8 protein-coding genes are annotated in these 17987 nt (G+C 38.6%); 3 read left to right on the forward strand and 5 right to left on the reverse strand.

Going from position 1 to position 17987, the window contains the following annotated elements; all coding sequences use genetic code 11:
• Positions 1-67: 67 nt before the first annotated feature.
• Positions 68-346: a winged helix-turn-helix transcriptional regulator gene (locus tag F0365_RS09305; protein ID WP_206071271.1), complete on the forward strand. Its 279-nt coding sequence runs from the start codon at positions 68-70 to the stop codon at positions 344-346.
• A gap of 377 nt (positions 347-723) precedes the next feature.
• On the opposite strand, the gene F0365_RS09310 is transcribed toward F0365_RS09305, so the two are convergent.
• From F0365_RS09310 to F0365_RS09330, 5 genes are all read right to left on the reverse strand, one after another.
• On the reverse strand, positions 724-1950 hold the full coding sequence (locus F0365_RS09310; protein ID WP_169933441.1) for a hypothetical protein: 1227 nt from the start codon (positions 1948-1950) through the stop codon (positions 724-726).
• Positions 1951-1962: 12 nt separating this feature from the next.
• Complete coding sequence (locus tag F0365_RS09315; protein ID WP_169933442.1) at positions 1963-6210, reverse strand: lectin-like domain-containing protein; 4248 nt, start codon at positions 6208-6210, stop codon at positions 1963-1965.
• 598 nt (positions 6211-6808) lie between these two features.
• Positions 6809-8035, reverse strand: a complete 1227-nt coding sequence (locus F0365_RS09320) for a hypothetical protein (RefSeq protein ID WP_169933443.1) — start codon at positions 8033-8035, stop codon at positions 6809-6811.
• Between the two features lie 12 nt (positions 8036-8047).
• Positions 8048-12733 (reverse strand): beta strand repeat-containing protein, encoded by a 4686-nt coding sequence (locus F0365_RS09325; protein WP_169933444.1) that lies wholly within the window; start codon positions 12731-12733, stop codon positions 8048-8050.
• A gap of 93 nt (positions 12734-12826) precedes the next feature.
• Positions 12827-13453, reverse strand: a complete 627-nt coding sequence (locus F0365_RS09330; RefSeq protein WP_169933445.1) for a DUF4347 domain-containing protein — start codon at positions 13451-13453, stop codon at positions 12827-12829.
• Between the two features lie 918 nt (positions 13454-14371).
• Between F0365_RS09330 and typA the strand changes: the two genes are divergently transcribed.
• A complete protein-coding gene (typA, locus tag F0365_RS09335; RefSeq protein WP_169933446.1) occupies positions 14372-16177 on the forward strand; it encodes a translational GTPase TypA in 1806 nt (601 codons plus the stop codon).
• 612 nt (positions 16178-16789) lie between these two features.
• A complete protein-coding gene (locus tag F0365_RS09340; RefSeq protein WP_169933447.1) occupies positions 16790-17746 on the forward strand; it encodes a GNAT family N-acetyltransferase in 957 nt (318 codons plus the stop codon).
• Positions 17747-17987: the final 241 nt, after the last annotated feature.

The raw sequence follows: 17987 nt of genomic DNA on the forward strand, positions 1-17987 counted from the left end.
ATACACAATATCAAATTATTATAGAATAAAAATGAATCAAAATAAGTACTGCCATTTAAATTAAACCATGAAGTTAATAGGTACCAAGTGGAAGCCTTTAGTTTTATTTCACCTTTTGGAGGCTCCTTTACCTTCTGGAATGCTACAGAAAAAAGTTCCAGGAATTTCTAATAAAATGTTTACCCAGACGGTTAGAGAATTGGAAAAAGATGTCTTGATAAGCAGGGAAGTCTTTCCAGTAGTTCCACCTAAAGGAGAATACCAACTTACAGAACGAGGTAAAACTTTGAAAAGCATATTAAATGCATTGGATAAATGGGGAACTCAAAACCAGAACCAAGAATAGTAAAGGGTTCTATCCCATATTACAAATACAGATATCATTAGATAGGGCAGTACATAAAAAAATGTCTTCTAACTATTTTTTGTGTTAGATGAAGTTTTAAGTTTATCCCTTGTCTGTTCATAGTATATCCTAGTAAATACTTCCCCAAATGAGTCATAAGGTTTGGTTGTCTCAAATAAAAGAGTCATTTTGGCTCTTGTAACAAATATTATTTTTTGTTGATCATCACTCCTTTCAAGACCCTTACCATCTCTTTAATTTATTACGTGATTTTTTATAACTAGGGAGGGGTGGTGTTGTCTCTTTTTTTGGATTATGGGTATTCTAATCAGTTTAGGTTTTTAAACGATGACAAAGGTTTTTTTCTGACGTTACCTTTAATTTAAATTTTCCCACACACTACCGTTCCACAGTCTCACTTTATTAGTGCCACTGTCGTAATATATATCTCCTGCTGACGGAGTAATTGGTGCTGTAGCTCTAGGGGTTAAATTGATGATATCGCTTATTTTCAAACCTCCTCTTATTTCCACTTCGTCAGTATCAAATTTCCCATATATTAAAGGATCATCATTAGGGTTGTTTTGAATAATAAGGGTATTGCTAGCGGTAGTTTCTCCGTTACCTGCACCAAAACCTATAAAGACATTGTTGTTTCCAGTATTCAAAGCGCCACTAGTAGCTCCTATGTAGGTATTGGAGTTTCCAGCAGCATTATTGCGCCCTGCTGTAGATCCTACAAACACATTTTCATCTCCTACACTAGAATTAAGACCACTGGCGCTGCCTAAAAAAGTATTGCTGAGTCCTGTGGTGTTGGAACTACCTGATGTCTGACCAAAAAAGCTATTATCAGAACCTGAAGTATTTTGGATCCCTGTACGTTCTCCAAAAAAGCTATTTTTTGATCCATCTACATTAGCTACACCACTTTGAGAACCGAAGAAGCTATTTTTTTCTCCTGTGGTATTGCTTTGCCCGCTATTAGCTCCAAAAAAACTGTTGTCTTCACCAGAGATATTGGAGACACCGCTATTAGTTCCTATAAAGGTGGATCTCGTCGTAATGGTATTATCGTTTGCTTCTCCAGCATTTTCTCCTATAAATACGGATTCCCCTGTATTTAAAAAATCGATCTGTCCCCTTTGAGTAAATCTGAAAAACAAAGTGTTGTTGGTTTTGATATCCAGATCCTGTGTGTCTGTGGTTCCTATAAAATTCACACCGTTTACCGTACCGGCATTACCATTTAAACTCCAGTCTCTAGCTTCTGTACCACTAGTTACCAAACGAACCCATTGGGTACTGTCCCAATAATAAAAACCTGCAGTTACATCGCTTACTGTCGCGGTGTTGTACACCAACAAGCTTTCAATGTTTCCATTTGCAATGGTAAGGGCGTCATTGGTTCCTGTAAGCGCTAATCTAGGTATGAGTATCCCGGTATTTCCAGATACGACGTCTAGTGAAGAAGACTCGCTAGGAGTTGCTGTGTTCAAACCTACTTGTGCTATTAGGCTGCTAGAGCCTAATAAGAACAACAGCAATAGCATGCATTGGATTTGAAACTGCTTTGGCTGGTAAGTACATATATTTAAGTTCATAATCTAGTAGTATTAATTAAGTGATTCCCAAACAGAACCCGTCCATACTTTTAATTTATTATCTCTGGAATCGTAATACATATCTCCAGTATTAGGCGCTGATGGAATTTGAGCTTTAGGTGATAAGTTTAATTTATTTTGAATGATCAATCGTCCATTTATCTGAAGGGTATTGGCTTGAAAATCTCCATATATAAGGGACGTATCTAGGTTGTCATTTTGAAGTACAAAAAGGTCATTGGCGTTAGAGACCAAACCATCTGCATAATGACCAATAAAAATATTGCCCTGACCTGTGTTTGTAGCGCCTGTGTAACTCCCTAAAAAGGTATTGTAGTTAGATGACGTATTCACCACACCAGCGCTTTTACCAATAAAGACATTGTAGTTACCTTGATTTAAAGCAAAGCCACTGTTCTCACCAATGAATAGGTTGTGATTCCCTGTGACATTAGATAATCCTGCCGCATTTCCATAGAAATTATTGTAAATTCCTTTTGTGTTTTGGTTTCCGCTGCGCTCTCCGAAGAAGCTATTTCCTCCAACGCCACAAGCGATTAAGTTGATTAGCGTAGGAAGATCGTTATTGTTATTAGAACCGGAGAGATCACTTACTGTTTGAGTACCGCTTGTTCCTTCTGCAGTTGCTTGATTGGTTATAAAGCCAGCATCTATATCTGTTTGAGTAATGCTATAAGTACCAGTATACACCCAAGTTTCCGTTGTATCTAACTCGCCATTGCCATCTGTATCGCCATTGACAAAATTAATAACAGGCACTTCTACATCTGTAAGACTTACAGCTGTTAAACTGGAGTTCCCTAGGTTGTTCACTTGAAAAGTATAAGTAAGCGTCTCTAATACATTTGTACAACCGTTGCCATTAGTATCATTAAAAGTCGCTGTTCTGACTAATGCCAAGTTTGGCAGTAGTACGCTAAGTGTTGCCGATTGTACCTCACGTGCACAAACATAATCCACGTGTGTAATGACTAGGAAGTATTGTTGCCCATCTAAGGCTTCGGTTGCTGTAATATTTAAACTGGCATTCGTTTCTAGAGCTATAGGAGTACCTCCCGCATCTGGGTCGTCTAGATACCACTGATATCTGATTCCAGCATTTGCATTACCTGGTGTGGTATAACTAGGTGTTGTGGCAGGTGCTGTACCTACAAATGTGGTCGTCTCGTCTCCAAGAGCGGTAACGCTAAAGGTTGCTGTAGCTCCATTATTTACGGTTTGGTTTGCTGCTGCAACTGTTATGTTGAGTTGGGTAGCGGTGTATTCGTTACCGCTAATGCCATTATAGCCACCTGTTCCACCTGTTACCAGACCGTCAGTGTCAAAACCTGTACCGTCTAAAACACCGTCATTATTAGCGTCTACTCCTCCTGATTCTACCACATCGAAGCAGCCATCATTATCAGAGTCAAGATCTAAGGAGTCGACAATACCGTCTAAGTCTGTATCTCCGACCGTTTGTTCTATTTGAAAAGTTAAATCTCCGTCATTATCATTATAATTATTGTCGGCAAAAACCACGTATATTTCTCCTGATACTGTTGGGGTAACTGCAATAACATTGCTAACGGCAAAAACTTCTCCTAACAATTCATCCACTCCGGGGTTGTATTGCCCATTCCCATTGGTATCCACCATGGCTAAAAATCGCAAACGATTGGTATAGTCGGCAGCTACCAAATTTGCAAAAGCAAGGTTAACTGAATTGGAGGGTGCACTTGTATAGTTATCGGTAGAGCTATACCAATTTCCATCTAAATCAACCCATCTGTCATTATTGTCAAAAATATACTTTAAAAGGGATGAACCGTTATGTGGTCCACCGTTTACAACTGCAGAGCCTATGGATGAGGTAGGGGCTAAAAACTCGATAGTAGAACCAGCGGTAATAGAAACACCAGAGGATTGCCATGCTACAGTAGCAGTACTAAAGCTTGAAGATGTGGAAAGCACTACCACTTGATTTTCATTAGTATCTAGTATACCATCATTATCGTCGTCTAAATCACAAATATCGGAGACACCATCTCCATCGGTGTCTAGGTTGTTTGAAATAGCAGAGTCACATTCATCATTTGAAGCATCACGGTAATCGTAATCAATAGTGAGTGCGATAGCATTACCACCGCCTGGATTTACATCGTTATCACCATCTAATAAAGTGAATAAGCCACTAGTATAAGCGTTTCCATTTACATCGGTATAGTCGTCTACGGATTCCGAATCGTTAGAAAGGCCATTAGCGCCTACTCCATTTGCAGGGATAGGTCTGATTGTAAAACTTTCATCTATATCATTAATTCCATCATTGTCAGAATCAGTGTCGATGTAGTCTAAATCATCAGTACCGTCTGTATTTACAGGAGTTAAACCAGTAGAACCTGTGCCGTCTGGGTTTCCGTTTGGTGTGGCATCATAGGCATTATCTAGCCCATCATTATCATTATCAAGACCTGTAGGCGAAATGTATCCTGCTGTGGTTTGGGCTTCTATGTTATCTGGAATACCATCATTGTCGGAGTCTAGGTCTAAACTGTTTCTGACGCCATCGTTATCCGAGTCTTCTGATATGGGCAAGCTGCAGGCGTTGGCTATACGAATACTATGGTTATTAATACTACCACCAGTAGATGCTGTAAAACCAAAATACACATTTGATTCCCCTGCAAAGAAATTGGTTATCAAATCAGCAGTATAAGAATCGCTATATACATTGTCAAACAAGTAAGAAAGTGACTGAGTACTGGCATTCCATGAAATATCTATGGTATGCCATTGTCCATCTTCTATATTACCTGAAGCACCTAAGGCTACATTTGGTCTTAATATTGTATTTGGAGCAGCCTGATCTGTATCCCAGAAGGTTGCATGATCTGCTGCGATGTCTGGATGAGTAGGAGAATTGTTAAATGTATCGAATTCAATAGCAATACCATTTTGAATACCTCCAGAACCAATAGCTACACCGGTATTTCCAACCACATTATTCCCTAAAGGGTCATTGTGAAAGGTAACGGCTATACCATCAGCTCCGTCGTTATTGGTTCCAAAATTGGCTTCAAAGCTTAAAGTAAAGCTTTCATTAAAATTTATTCTACCAAAAGACCAAGCCTGCCCGCTTTGATTGTTTAGATTGGGTGTAAGTTGAAACTCGTTGACTGAAGTTTCTGAGGCGTTTCCTGTAATATTAAAGTATTCTGAAACATTGCCTGTCAAATTCTTTTCTTCACAATCTAAGATCCCATCATTATCGTCGTCTATGTCGCAGCTGCTATTAATACCGTCTCCATCTGGGTCGTTTGCGGTTACGGTTCCTGCTATTGCTCCATTAGTACAAGGATCTGTTAGAACTATATTGTCAAAAAACATATCTTCACTTCCAGAGTCATTACTAGTGAGTATTCTGATCCATGTATTTGTGTTACCGCCAATTATATTGAGTGAAACGGAACCTGTGTTATTCTCATTCGTGCCACAAGGAGCGGTTAAGGTTTGTAAAGTTGTATAAGATCCTCCATTATCGTAAGAAACTTGAAAAAACGTTTGATCTCCTGATTCAAAACCACTACTTGAATCATCACAATTCCAGTCTGCTGTCCAGATAACAGAAGAATAGCCGCTTAAGTCTATTCTTCGAGCAAAGGATCTGTCTGCCCCACCGTTAGAAAACGCTCTACCCCCAATAACTGAAGGGGTCCCAGTAGTAGTCCAAGAAGCAGTTGCCCAACCGGTACCACCAGAAAAGTTATTTGATGAAAAATTATCGGAAGCTACAGGTCCTTGTAAGTTGTATAGGTAACTAGAAATAACTAATGGTGAAGTTGACTGGTTTCCAACTTCTAAAATCCAATCACCAGCTGCACCGGTAAGATTGGTAGAGGCTGCAATAGGAATACCGAGCTGAGTTTCTAGATAGGTGACTGCATTTTTTCCTTTTTCGCCTTGAGCAAAATGGCAACCGTATATATAAAGGTATTCTTTGTCTTTTAGCAGATCGTTCTTTTGCAACCAGTTTTCAATTGCTGGTGCATCTAGCCACTTATGGTTTATAAAAAGTTCTCCTGGACGGCCATGAGAGAATAAGTAAAAGCCTAATTCATCTTTTGGCAGGGCATTTTTTAACAGATCGCTATCTAATAGGGAAGGGTCTATATAATTATTTAATATGGAATTGGTATGCTGGTAAGTAGTTACAGCACTTGAATTAATGGTATACAAGAGGACTGTAATTAAAGACAATAGTGCCCTTTCTACCGAATATTTAAAATAATTCCCCTCCATTATTGTAAATTATTTAGAGTTGTCTAACTATTTGTTATCTGACAACTAGTAAGTTAGCAAAAATACTGGTTTTTTAACTAAATAATATGTAAAAATTAATGCTAAAATGAAATAAACATTGTAGATAAACGGTTATAATTGTCCTTTAAGGGATTCGTTATCAAATGATAAAAAGTTAGAACTTCTTCTTCTGCGGTATTAAGCTTTTCATCATCTCCGATAAAATTAAATAGCTAAGGTAGATTTAGTGATTGCTATAAAGATAGGATAGGAGTGTAGGTATTGGAAGGTATTTTGCTTTCCCGCCTGCCGGCAGGGGTGGCGCGAAAACTGGATTCCAATCGTTCTTAAGAAAGTCTAAATCTTTTGGAGCGTATATTCATAAATATAGCTTGTCTTAAAGCAGTCCTATTCTTGGTTGGGGTGCTCATCCGGGATATATACTAGAACAGTATTTAAGGAATAAGCATACTTCTTTTTATAACTATAGGTATCCAATTATTCTAATCAGTTTAGGTTTTTAAACGATGATAAAGGTTTTTTTCTGACGTTATCTTTAATTTAAATTTTCCCACACACTACCGTTCCACAGTCTCACTTTATTAGTGCCACTGTCGTAATATATATCTCCTGCTGACGGAGTAATTGGTGCTGTAGCTCTAGGGGTTAAATTGATGATATCGCTTATTTTCAAACCTCCTCTTATTTCCACTTCGTCAGTATCAAATTTCCCATATATTAAAGGATCATCATTAGGGTTGTTTTGAATAATAAGGGTATTGCTAGCGGTAGTTTCTCCGTTACCTGCACCAAAACCTATAAAGACATTGTTGTTTCCAGTATTCAAAGCGCCACTAGTAGCTCCTATGTAGGTATTGGAGTTTCCAGCAGCATTATTGCGCCCTGCTGTAGATCCTACAAACACATTTTCATCTCCTACACTAGAATTAAGACCACTGGCGCTGCCTAAAAAAGTATTGCTGAGTCCTGTGGTGTTGGAACTACCTGATGTCTGACCAAAAAAGCTATTATCAGAACCTGAAGTATTTTGGATCCCTGTACGTTCTCCAAAAAAGCTATTTTTTGATCCATCTACATTAGCTACACCACTTTGAGAACCGAAGAAGCTATTTTTTTCTCCTGTGGTATTGCTTTGCCCGCTATTAGCTCCAAAAAAACTGTTGTCTTCACCAGAGATATTGGAGACACCGCTATTAGTTCCTATAAAGGTGGATCTCGTCGTAATGGTATTATCGTTTGCTTCTCCAGCATTTTCTCCTATAAATACGGATTCCCCTGTATTTAAAAAATCGATCTGTCCCCTTTGAGTAAATCTGAAAAACAAAGTGTTGTTGGTTTTGATATCCAGATCCTGTGTGTCTGTGGTTCCTATAAAATTCACGCCGTTTACCGTACCGGCATTACCATTTAAACTCCAGTCTCTAGATTCTGTACCACTAGTTACCAAACGAACCCATTGGGTACTGTCCCAATAATAAAAACCTGCAGTTACATCGCTTACCGTTGCGGTGTTGTACACCAACAAGCTTTCAATGTTTCCATTTGCAATGGTAAGGGCGTCATTGGTTCCTGTAAGCGCTAATCTAGGTATGAGTATCCCGGTATTTCCAGATACGACGTCTAGTGAAGAAGACTCGCTAGGAGTTGCTGTGTTCAAACCTACTTGTGCTATTAGGCTGCTAGAGCCTAATAAGAACAACAGCAATAGCATGCATTGGATTTGAAACTGCTTTGGCTGGTAAGTACATATATTTAAGTTCATAATCTAGTAGTATTAATTAAGTGATTCCCAAACAGAACCCGTCCATACTTTTAATTTATTATCTCTGGAATCGTAATACATATCTCCAGTATTAGGCGCTGATGGAATTTGAGCTTTAGGTGATAAGTTTAATTTATTTTGAATGATCAATCGTCCATTTATCTGAAGGGTATTGGCTTGAAAATCTCCATATATAAGGGACGTATCTAGGTTGTCATTTTGAAGTACAAAAAGGTCATTGGCGTTAGAGACCAAACCATCTGCATAATGACCAATAAAAATATTGCCCTGACCTGTGTTTGTAGCGCCTGTGTAACTCCCTAAAAAGGTATTGTAGTTAGATGACGTATTCACCACACCAGCGCTTTTACCAATAAAGACATTGTAGTTACCTTGATTTAAAGCAAAGCCACTGTTCTCACCAATGAATAGGTTGTGATTCCCTGTGACATTAGATAATCCTGCCGCATTTCCATAGAAATTATTGTAAATTCCTTTTGTGTTTTGGTTTCCGCTGCGCTCTCCGAAGAAGCTATTTCCTCCAACGCCACAAGCGATTAAGTTGATTAGCGTAGGAAGATCGTTATTGTTATTAGAACCGGAGAGATCACTTACTGTTTGAGTACCGCTTGTTCCTTCTGCAGTTGCTTGATTGGTTATAAAGCCAGCATCTATATCTGTTTGAGTAATGCTATAAGTACCAGTATACACCCAAGTTTCCGTTGTATCTAACTCGCCATTGCCATCTGTATCGCCATTGACAAAATTAATAACAGGCACTTCTACATCTGTAAGACTTACAGCTGTTAAACTGGAGTTCCCTAGGTTGTTCACTTGAAAAGTATAAGTAAGCGTCTCTAATGCATCTGTACAACCGTTGCCATTAGTATCATTAAAAGTCGCTGTTCTGACTAATGCCAAGTTTGGCAGTAGTACGCTAAGTGTTGCCGATTGTACCTCACGTGCACAAACATAATCCACGTGTGTAATGACTAGGAAGTATTGTTGCCCATCTAAGGCTTCGGTTGCTGTAATATTTAAACTGGCATTCGTTTCTAGAGCTATAGGAGTACCTCCCGCATCTGGGTCGTCTAGATACCACTGATATCTGATTCCAGCATTTGCATTACCTGGTGTGGTATAACTAGGTGTTGTGGCAGGCGCTGTACCTACAAATGTGGTCGTCTCGTCTCCAAGAGCGGTAACGCTAAAGGTTGCTGTAGCTCCATTATTTACGGTTTGGTTTGCTGCTGCAACTGTTATGTTGAGTTGGGTAGCGGTGTATTCGTTACCGCTAATGCCATTATAGCCACCTGTTCCACCTGTTACTAGACCGTCAGTGTCAAAACCTGTACCGTCTAAAACACCGTCATTATTAGCATCTACTCCTCCTGATTCTACCACATCGAAGCAGCCATCATTATCAGAGTCAAGATCTAAGGAGTCGACAATACCGTCCAAGTCTGTATCTCCGACCGTTTGTTCTATTTGGAAAGTTAAATCTCCGTCATTATCATTATAATTATTGTCGGCAAAAACCACAAATATTTCTCCTGAAACTGTTGGGGTAACTGAAATGGTATTGTTGACAGAAAAAACTTCTCCTAACAATTCATCCACTCCGGGGTTGTATTGCCCATTCCCGTTGGTATCCACCATGGCTACAAATCGTAAAATATTAGTATAATCAGCAGCTAGCAGATTTGCAAAAGCAAGATCAACAGAATTCCTTGGGTTCCTTATATAGTTACCGGTACCATCTTCATACCAATTTCCATCTAAATCAACCCATCTGGGATTAACAGAACCATTATCAAAAATATACTTTAATAAAGATTGACCGTTATGTGGTCCACCGTTTACAACTGCAGAGCCTATGGATGATGTAGGTGCTGTAAACTCGATAGTAGAACCAGCGGTAATAGAAACACCAGAGGATTGCCATGCTAAAGTAGCAGTACTAAAGCTTGAAGATGTGGAAAGCACTACCATTTGATTTTCATTAGTATCTAGTATACCATCATTATCGTCATCTAAATCACAAACATTATTGATGCCATCTGCATCTGGGTCGTTTGCGGTTACAATGCCAGCTGTGGCTCCATTTATACAAGGATCTGCATTTAGTGTAGCATTGAACACCTCATTGATACAGACATTATTGACGTGAGTAACGACAACATAATATTCAGTTCCATACAGACCTGTGGTATCGCTGATATAAAGACTGTTGGTAGTAGTACCCGTATAAGGTACTGTATTGGTAAGTAAGGTACCACCGGAGTTGGGGTCGCCTGCATACCACTGATACCTGAGTCCAGTATTGGCATTTCCTGGTGCGGTATAATTAGGAGTTGTAGCGGGTGCGGTACCAGCAAAGGCATTCGTCTCATCTCCACGAGCGTTTACACTAAAAGTGGCTGGGCTTCCATTAGCTTCCGTTTGGTCTGTCGGTGGTGTTGTTACCACCACACGTGTAGCGTTGTATTCATTACCGGTAACACCATTATAGCCACCTGTTCCACCTGTTACCAGACCGTCAGTGTCAAAACCTGTACCGTCTAAAACACCGTCATTATTAGCGTCTACTCCTCCTGATTCTACCACATCGAAGCAGCCATCGTTATCAGAGTCGCTATCTACATGGTCGCGTATGTTATCAACATCGGTATCCCCACAAAAGGTAATTTGGGTATACCGTAAGGATGAACTTTGAACAAAATCTACTCTTACGGTAATCCTGCTGATCTCTTGGTCTGAAAAATTAAAAACGACACTTCCTAGCGGATTACTAGATACAAGATCCCCGCTAATATTATTATTCGTTGTGGTTGTAAAAGTAGTTCCATTAGCTCCAGACTGTGTAATTTGACTTCCAACGGTCACATTTGTGCTACCTGATAAGTTAATGATATTGTTATTTTCATCATACAAGGTTACTATAGCAGTTTCAGCGGTGTCAAAATCTGATATGGTAAATCTAGGATTTACGAAATTAGGAGCAAAAACCATATCTACCGTGACGTCTTGATTTGTAGTTCCACTTAAAAAGAAAACAGGTCCTTGTTGTCCTGCTCCATTAAGGTCTTGTACGGATATACTGCCACCATTTTCAGTAAAATCATAGGTCACTGTTGCTCCAGGTACCGCTACAGTTCCATCGTCAGAATTATCAATCGCGCCTGAACCAAATATTGGAATAATGTCTGTAGTCTGGCCGCACTCCTCTGTATCTAGAATACCATCATTATCGTCGTCTAGGTCGCAAATATCGGAGACACCATCTCCATCAGTATCTGTATTTCCAGAGGCTATAGGGTCGCATGGATCAGGGCAGTTGGCATCTTGTACAGCACTATTCTGGCTACTCCCTACAGATTGCCCGCTTCCCGTAGCTGCTGTTGGAACTCCATTAGCATCTACACTACCTGTAAGTGTGTCATTAGAATTTGTATTTGCATTGGTAAAATTTGCTCCTCCCTCGATCGCATCACTACAACCATCATTATCGGAGTCAGTATCAAAATGATCTTGAATACCGTCGCTGTCTGTATCTTGACCACTACAAGGAATAGTAATAGATGTTCCAAATTTGCCATCTACACTAAATTCAAATAGATGTGGGTCTGTTCCATCGTTATCTTGTCTACTTCTAATTCTTATAGAGGTAATAGGACCGGCAGAAAATACGTTAAACTGTCTTATAGCTGCTGAAGCTACGGGATCATAAGCGGTTGCGTAGGTTGGTCCAATTTGAGTAGCTCCATTAAAAAGCAATATTTCTAAACCCAAATAGTTAGCTGGAGTGTTATTTTGTAGACTATTACCCCAGTAAACGGTTATTTGAGTATTGGTAGGTAAAGTTGTTCCAAAATTTAAATTAAGATCGTTACCTGGTGGGTGATGAACTCTACGGTCAGCATTGACAGCGTTAGCGGTATTGGCATCAAACAAGTCCGCAAAAGTAGCATTCGAAAAATGATTAGGGAGTGATCCAACTAATGTGATGGTAGAAGTAGTTTCTATACAACCTTCATCAGTATCTAAAATCCCATCATTGTCGTTATCTAAGTCACATACATCAGAAACACCGTCACCATCGGTATCTGTATTTCCTGAGGCAACAGGGTCGCAAGGATCTATAAGATTAAATGTGCCTATAGCTTCAAACTCTCCAAGCTCCCAATAATCATCATCGTGCCCATTTAAAATCCTTAATCGCACCCGGTTAGCTTGAACAGATGTGATGTTATAAGTGAGGGTATTGTTATTATTAGGAAGTGTAGCTGACTGCCTTAAAACCCAATTAGCGCCATTATCATTGGATGTAAAAATCTGTATGTCTCTACTCCAGTATACACCTTCAGCAGTACCTGTATTTATTCTAAATTGACTTATAAGTGCCGTCTGGCTGCCGCTAAATCTAAAATCAAAATTTAATGCAGGTGGATTTGGAGCACTTGCCCAACCATCATTATTGAGGATACCATCGTTTAACGCTTGGCAAGAGTATATACCTGAGGTATCAAATTGAGAAGGGCAGCCTATTAATACCCCTCCATTGGAGGTTGCCACTAAATTGGAAGTTTGTGAATAGCCTACTGATACCCATATAAAGGCTACTAGTAGCAATAACTTTGCCCCTAGCGTTTTTTTAAATGATCGTTCCCTTTTTGGATCGATATACATATGCGTCATTTTTATGTTTTCACTGTAGTTAATTTTATATAAAAACTCCTGTTTTTCGTAAACCAAATTTCTTACTAATAGAGAGGATTAGGGCACTGTTATCTAGCTTATCGTAGCATTACAGTTCATATCTCTTGGATGTATGCTGTTGTCACTGGTTGCAGTTCCATCTTGTAGGATCATTTTTATAAAAAGAATTTCTGTTGTATTTACCACTAATACTGTAGGAGGTCGGTTTACTGTAGCCCAAGTGCCAGAACCTCCAAATGTCATAACTTCAACATTCCTTAGCAGTAGTGAAGTTCTCCCTTCTACTGAAGAACCACTATTGAGAAACGGCTCAACGAAGGTTCTACCTCTACCGGCAACAACACCACCAAAAGTAGAAGGTGTCGAACCAAATTTCCCACCTTCTCCAAATATAGGTGTCCAATTACCAGCGGCACCGGTAAGATCAGTAGAAGCTGCAATATGCATACCGAGCTGAGTTTCTAGATAGGGAACTGCATTTTTCTCTTTTTCGCCTTGAGCAAAATAGCAACAGTATATATAAAGGTATTCTTTGTTTTTTAGCAGATCGCTATCTGATACGGACGCGTCTACATAGTTATTTAGCATAGCATGGGTACGCAGTGAAGTCACCGCATTTGAGTTTGTGGTAAACAACAGTATTGAAATTAAAGGACATAGTGCCTTTACTACCGAATACTTAAAATAATTTTCTCCCATTATTTACATTTATCTATTAGTGGTTATCTGAAAGCTAGAATATTAGCAAACATAATATTTTTTTAACTAAATTATAAGAAAAAACATACGTTTTATTTGATGCAAAATGTGTACGGTTTTTTAAATATTTTTTTTTGTGAGGATAATAGTGAAATAATCTGCCTGATATAGGGTTCTTAGAGCACTTTTACTTCTTAAATTCGAAATGCTAAAAATTATTATTTCGTCTTTAGGATCGTAATGGAACCAATTTTATTTATTCGATAAACGCCACAATTATGTTAATGTTTAATACAAAAAATGTCAAAAGTAACCTTTTATAATGGTCTAAATAAATCTTAAATAATTGGTTTTAATAGAATTGGGTGTAAATACATAGATAACGATGGGTGTAAATACTCATTTAGGTAATACCTAATATTTTACTGAATACGTATGAAAAGTCAGTTATTTCTAAGGATCATCGAATTGATTTTCTTGGCAAGTCGTTTTTATGGTATTTTAAATACCCGAATAGCGTCCTTTGATGATAACGTTTCCCTAATCATTATGAGTTAAAAGGGCAAATGAACTACGTGCAAAAGGGATTTTTTAAATGAAGGAATATAGGAGCGACATCGGATTCGAAATTTTCTTTGATATATAAATAGCAACAGACACTTCTTAAGTATTTGGCACTTTATGTTGATATAAATTTTCAGCACTTTTTTGTAGAAAGAAAATCTCATAGTATCCAAATGATGCGGCTGTTGGTGTAAAAACGGTGGAGTTGGAAAGTATTTCGCTTTCGCGAAAGCGGTCCTAAGAATAAATTTGCTGAAAATCAGATAGTTAATGATAACGATCATTTAACGTAACAAAGTGTTAAAAACCAATAAATAAGACTATTTTTGCAGCCGCTTAGAAGCATTATTTTTTATGAAAGATATTAGAAACATCGCGATTATCGCTCACGTAGACCACGGTAAGACTACGTTAGTAGACAAGATTTTACACCATTGTGAAACCTTTCGTGAGAATGAAACTACCGGAGATTTAATTCTTGATAACAACGATATTGAACGTGAACGCGGGATTACCATCCTTGCAAAGAACGTATCAGTAATGTATAAAGGCACGAAGATCAATATTATTGATACTCCTGGTCACGCCGATTTTGGTGGTGAGGTAGAGCGTGTGTTGAACATGGCTGATGGTGTACTACTTTTAGTAGATGCCTTTGAAGGTCCTATGCCACAAACGCGTTTTGTGTTACAAAAAGCAATCGACCTTGGTTTAAAGCCATGTGTGGTAGTGAATAAAGTAGATAAAGAAAATTGTACACCAGATGAGGTGCATGAGTTGGTTTTTGACTTGATGTTTGAACTGGGAGCTGAAGAATGGCAACTGGACTTCCCTACTGTTTACGGTAGTGCCAAGAACAACTGGATGTCTTTAGATTGGAAGAATGAAACAACTGATATCGAGCCATTACTAGATATGGTGATTGAGCATGTTCCTGCTCCTGTCGTAGAAGAAGGAACTACTCAAATATTAATTACTTCTTTAGACTTTTCTAACTATACAGGTCGTATCGCGATCGGTAGAGTAAAAAGAGGTTCTATTAAAGAAGGTCAAAGTGTTTCTTTATGCAAACGTGATGGTTCTATCACAAAGGCCAAAGTTAAAGAGGTGTATGTCTTTGACGGTATGGGAAAAGCTAAAACTGATGAGGTAATGGCTGGTGATATTTGTGCTATTGTGGGATTAGAAGGTTTTGAAATAGGAGACACTGTTGCTGATTTTGAAGAGCCTGAAGCCTTAGCAACTATAGCTATTGATGAGCCTACGATGAGTATGTTGTTTACCATTAACGATTCGCCATTTTTTGGTAAGGATGGTAAATTTGTGACTTCGCGTCACATTAACGATCGTCTTAATAAGGAGCTAGAAAAAAATCTTGCATTACAGGTACATGATACTGGTGCTGCAGATAAGTTTATGGTTTTTGGTCGTGGTGTATTGCACCTTTCTGTACTGATTGAAACGATGCGTCGTGAAGGTTATGAATTACAGATAGGGCAGCCACAAGTAATTATCAAAGAAATTGATGGTGTGAAATGTGAGCCTATAGAAGAGCTGACTATCGACTTACCTGAAGGGGTTAGTGGTAAGGCTGTTGAAATGGTTACCTTAAGAAAAGGAGAAATGACCAGTATGGCGCCTAAAGGGCAGCGTATGGTTTGTGAATTTAAAATTCCTTCTCGTGGTATCATCGGGTTGCGTAACCAGTTGATCACAGCTACTGCTGGTGAGGCTATTATGAACCATCGTTTTGTAGGTTTTGAACCTTATAAAGGTGCCATTCAAGGACGTATCAACGGTTCTATGATTTCTATGGAGAAAGGAACTTCGATTCCTTATTCTATGGATAAATTACAAGATCGTGGTAAATTCTTTATCTATCCAGGTGAAGAAATTTATGGGGGTCAGGTAGTAGGTGAGAATTCTAGACCAGATGATCTAGCGGTCAATCTTACAAAAACGAAGAAACTTTCTAACGTTCGTAGTGCTGGTAACGATGATAAAGTAAAGATCGCTCCACCAGTAAAATTTACACTAGAAGAAGCGCTGGAATACATACAAAAAGATGAGTACGTAGAGGTAACTCCTAATTACTTAAGATTGCGTAAGATTATTCTTGATGAAGGTCAACGTAAACGCAGTGGAAAACAACTTTCTTAATTTCTAATTAAGAATTATACTATAGAAAAGACTGCCTGAAGAGGCAGTCTTTTTTGTTTAAAAGCTTTCGGAGTTTGTTTCCCTCCCCCAACCCTAAAGGGTCTATTTTGTTTCTGTTGCCGTCCCTCATCTCTAAAGGGTGCGATAACTACGGTTATTCTGATGTGGAGTATGAATCATAAGATTTTGTGGAGTAAAAAATTAGAAACCTCACCCTTTAGGGCAGGGGAAAAGGTTCTGGCTTTGATCTCTGTTCACCAAGCCTGAAGGTTGCGCAGTTTGTTTGTGTTCCCCAACCCTGAAAGGTGGGGAAACAACAGTAGTATTAATATGGAGTATGAATCATAAGATTTTGTGGAGTAAAAAATTAGAAACCTCACCCTTTAGGGCAGGGGAAAAGGTTCTGGCTTTGATCTCAGTGCACCAAGCCTGAAGGTTGCGCAGTTTGTTTGTGTTCCCCAACCCTGAAAGGTGGGGAAACAAAAGTTTTGATTTTCAAATTCAAATTCAAATTCGAATTCAAATTCACATTCACATTCGATTTCAAGTTCAGGTTCAGGTTCAAGTTTAAAAACCCTCTTTCTACTTATCTTAGCGTCTTAATAATTTTTGTTGAGTATACAGGTTAAAAAATATCTTCCAAAAAACACCATACAATGGAACGCCTTTATCAAGCACTCTGTTAACGGTACCTTCCTTCTGGAACGTGATTTTATGGACTATCACCAGGAGCGCTTTGAAGATCACAGTTTAATGATGTACCTAGATGGTCAATTGATTTGCTGTGTTCCTGCTCACGTAAAAGAAGGTGTTTTTTACAGTCATCGGGGTTTGAGTTATGCTGGTTTGATAATCAAGGTTGCAGCAGTAAAAAGTATAGAAAGCATTGTTGATGCATTGTTGGAGTATCTGAAAGGTCTCGTTTTATCGCCATCCATGTCTGTAGGCAGGAAAGCAGAGTTACAACTACCACCAGTATCCTATAACTCTATCAATAAAGAAATAACAGCTGTTTTAGAACAGAAGGGTTTTACTATTAATCGAAAGTTGCACAATCATTCGGTACCATTAGATCAAAAAATACAAGTGTCACCTAAAAAGTCTATAGGTTACCGCAATGGTAAATTTGAGGGATTGAGAATGGAAAGCGGAAATGATTTTAGGGGTTTCTGGGAAGAAGTTTTAATACCACAATTGGCAGAACGTCACCATTCAAAGCCAGTGCACAGTATAGCAGAAATAGAATTACTCGCTTCCAGGTTTCCAGATAACATCATTCAACACCATGTGTATCGAGAGGATGAATTACTTGCTGGAGTCACTTTTTTTATAAAGGGAAACATAGTAAAGTCTCAGTATGCTGCCAGCTCTCCCGAAGGATTGAAGACAGATGCTGTAGCTTATATTTATATGGAGGCTATGAAAGAATTTAAAGGAAAAGGATTCCGCTTAATGGATTATGGGCCAGTAAATGAAAAAGACGGATCTGTAAATAAAGGGCTGCAGCGTTTTAAAAAACAGTTGGGCTGTCAGCAAGAAGAGTGGGAACGATGGGAGATAGAATGGTGATCAATAGGTTAAAGAAAAAACCACCGTACAATAAGTTGCTATCAAACACTTATTATATGGTGGTCATTCAACCAAACTTAACTTATTTTTCTTTTTCATAATATTTTCGGATGCTTATAATTAAAAAAGGCTAATTCAATAATCTAAACCTATACTTCCAATCTTATGAAGGTACAAATTTAAAGTAATTACCTAGTTCAAGGTCCTAATGTCTAGTTAAGCAATGTTAAGTAGTGTTACC

The organism is Nonlabens sp. Ci31 (assembly GCF_012974865.1).
In the GTDB taxonomy this organism is placed as follows: domain Bacteria; phylum Bacteroidota; class Bacteroidia; order Flavobacteriales; family Flavobacteriaceae; genus Nonlabens.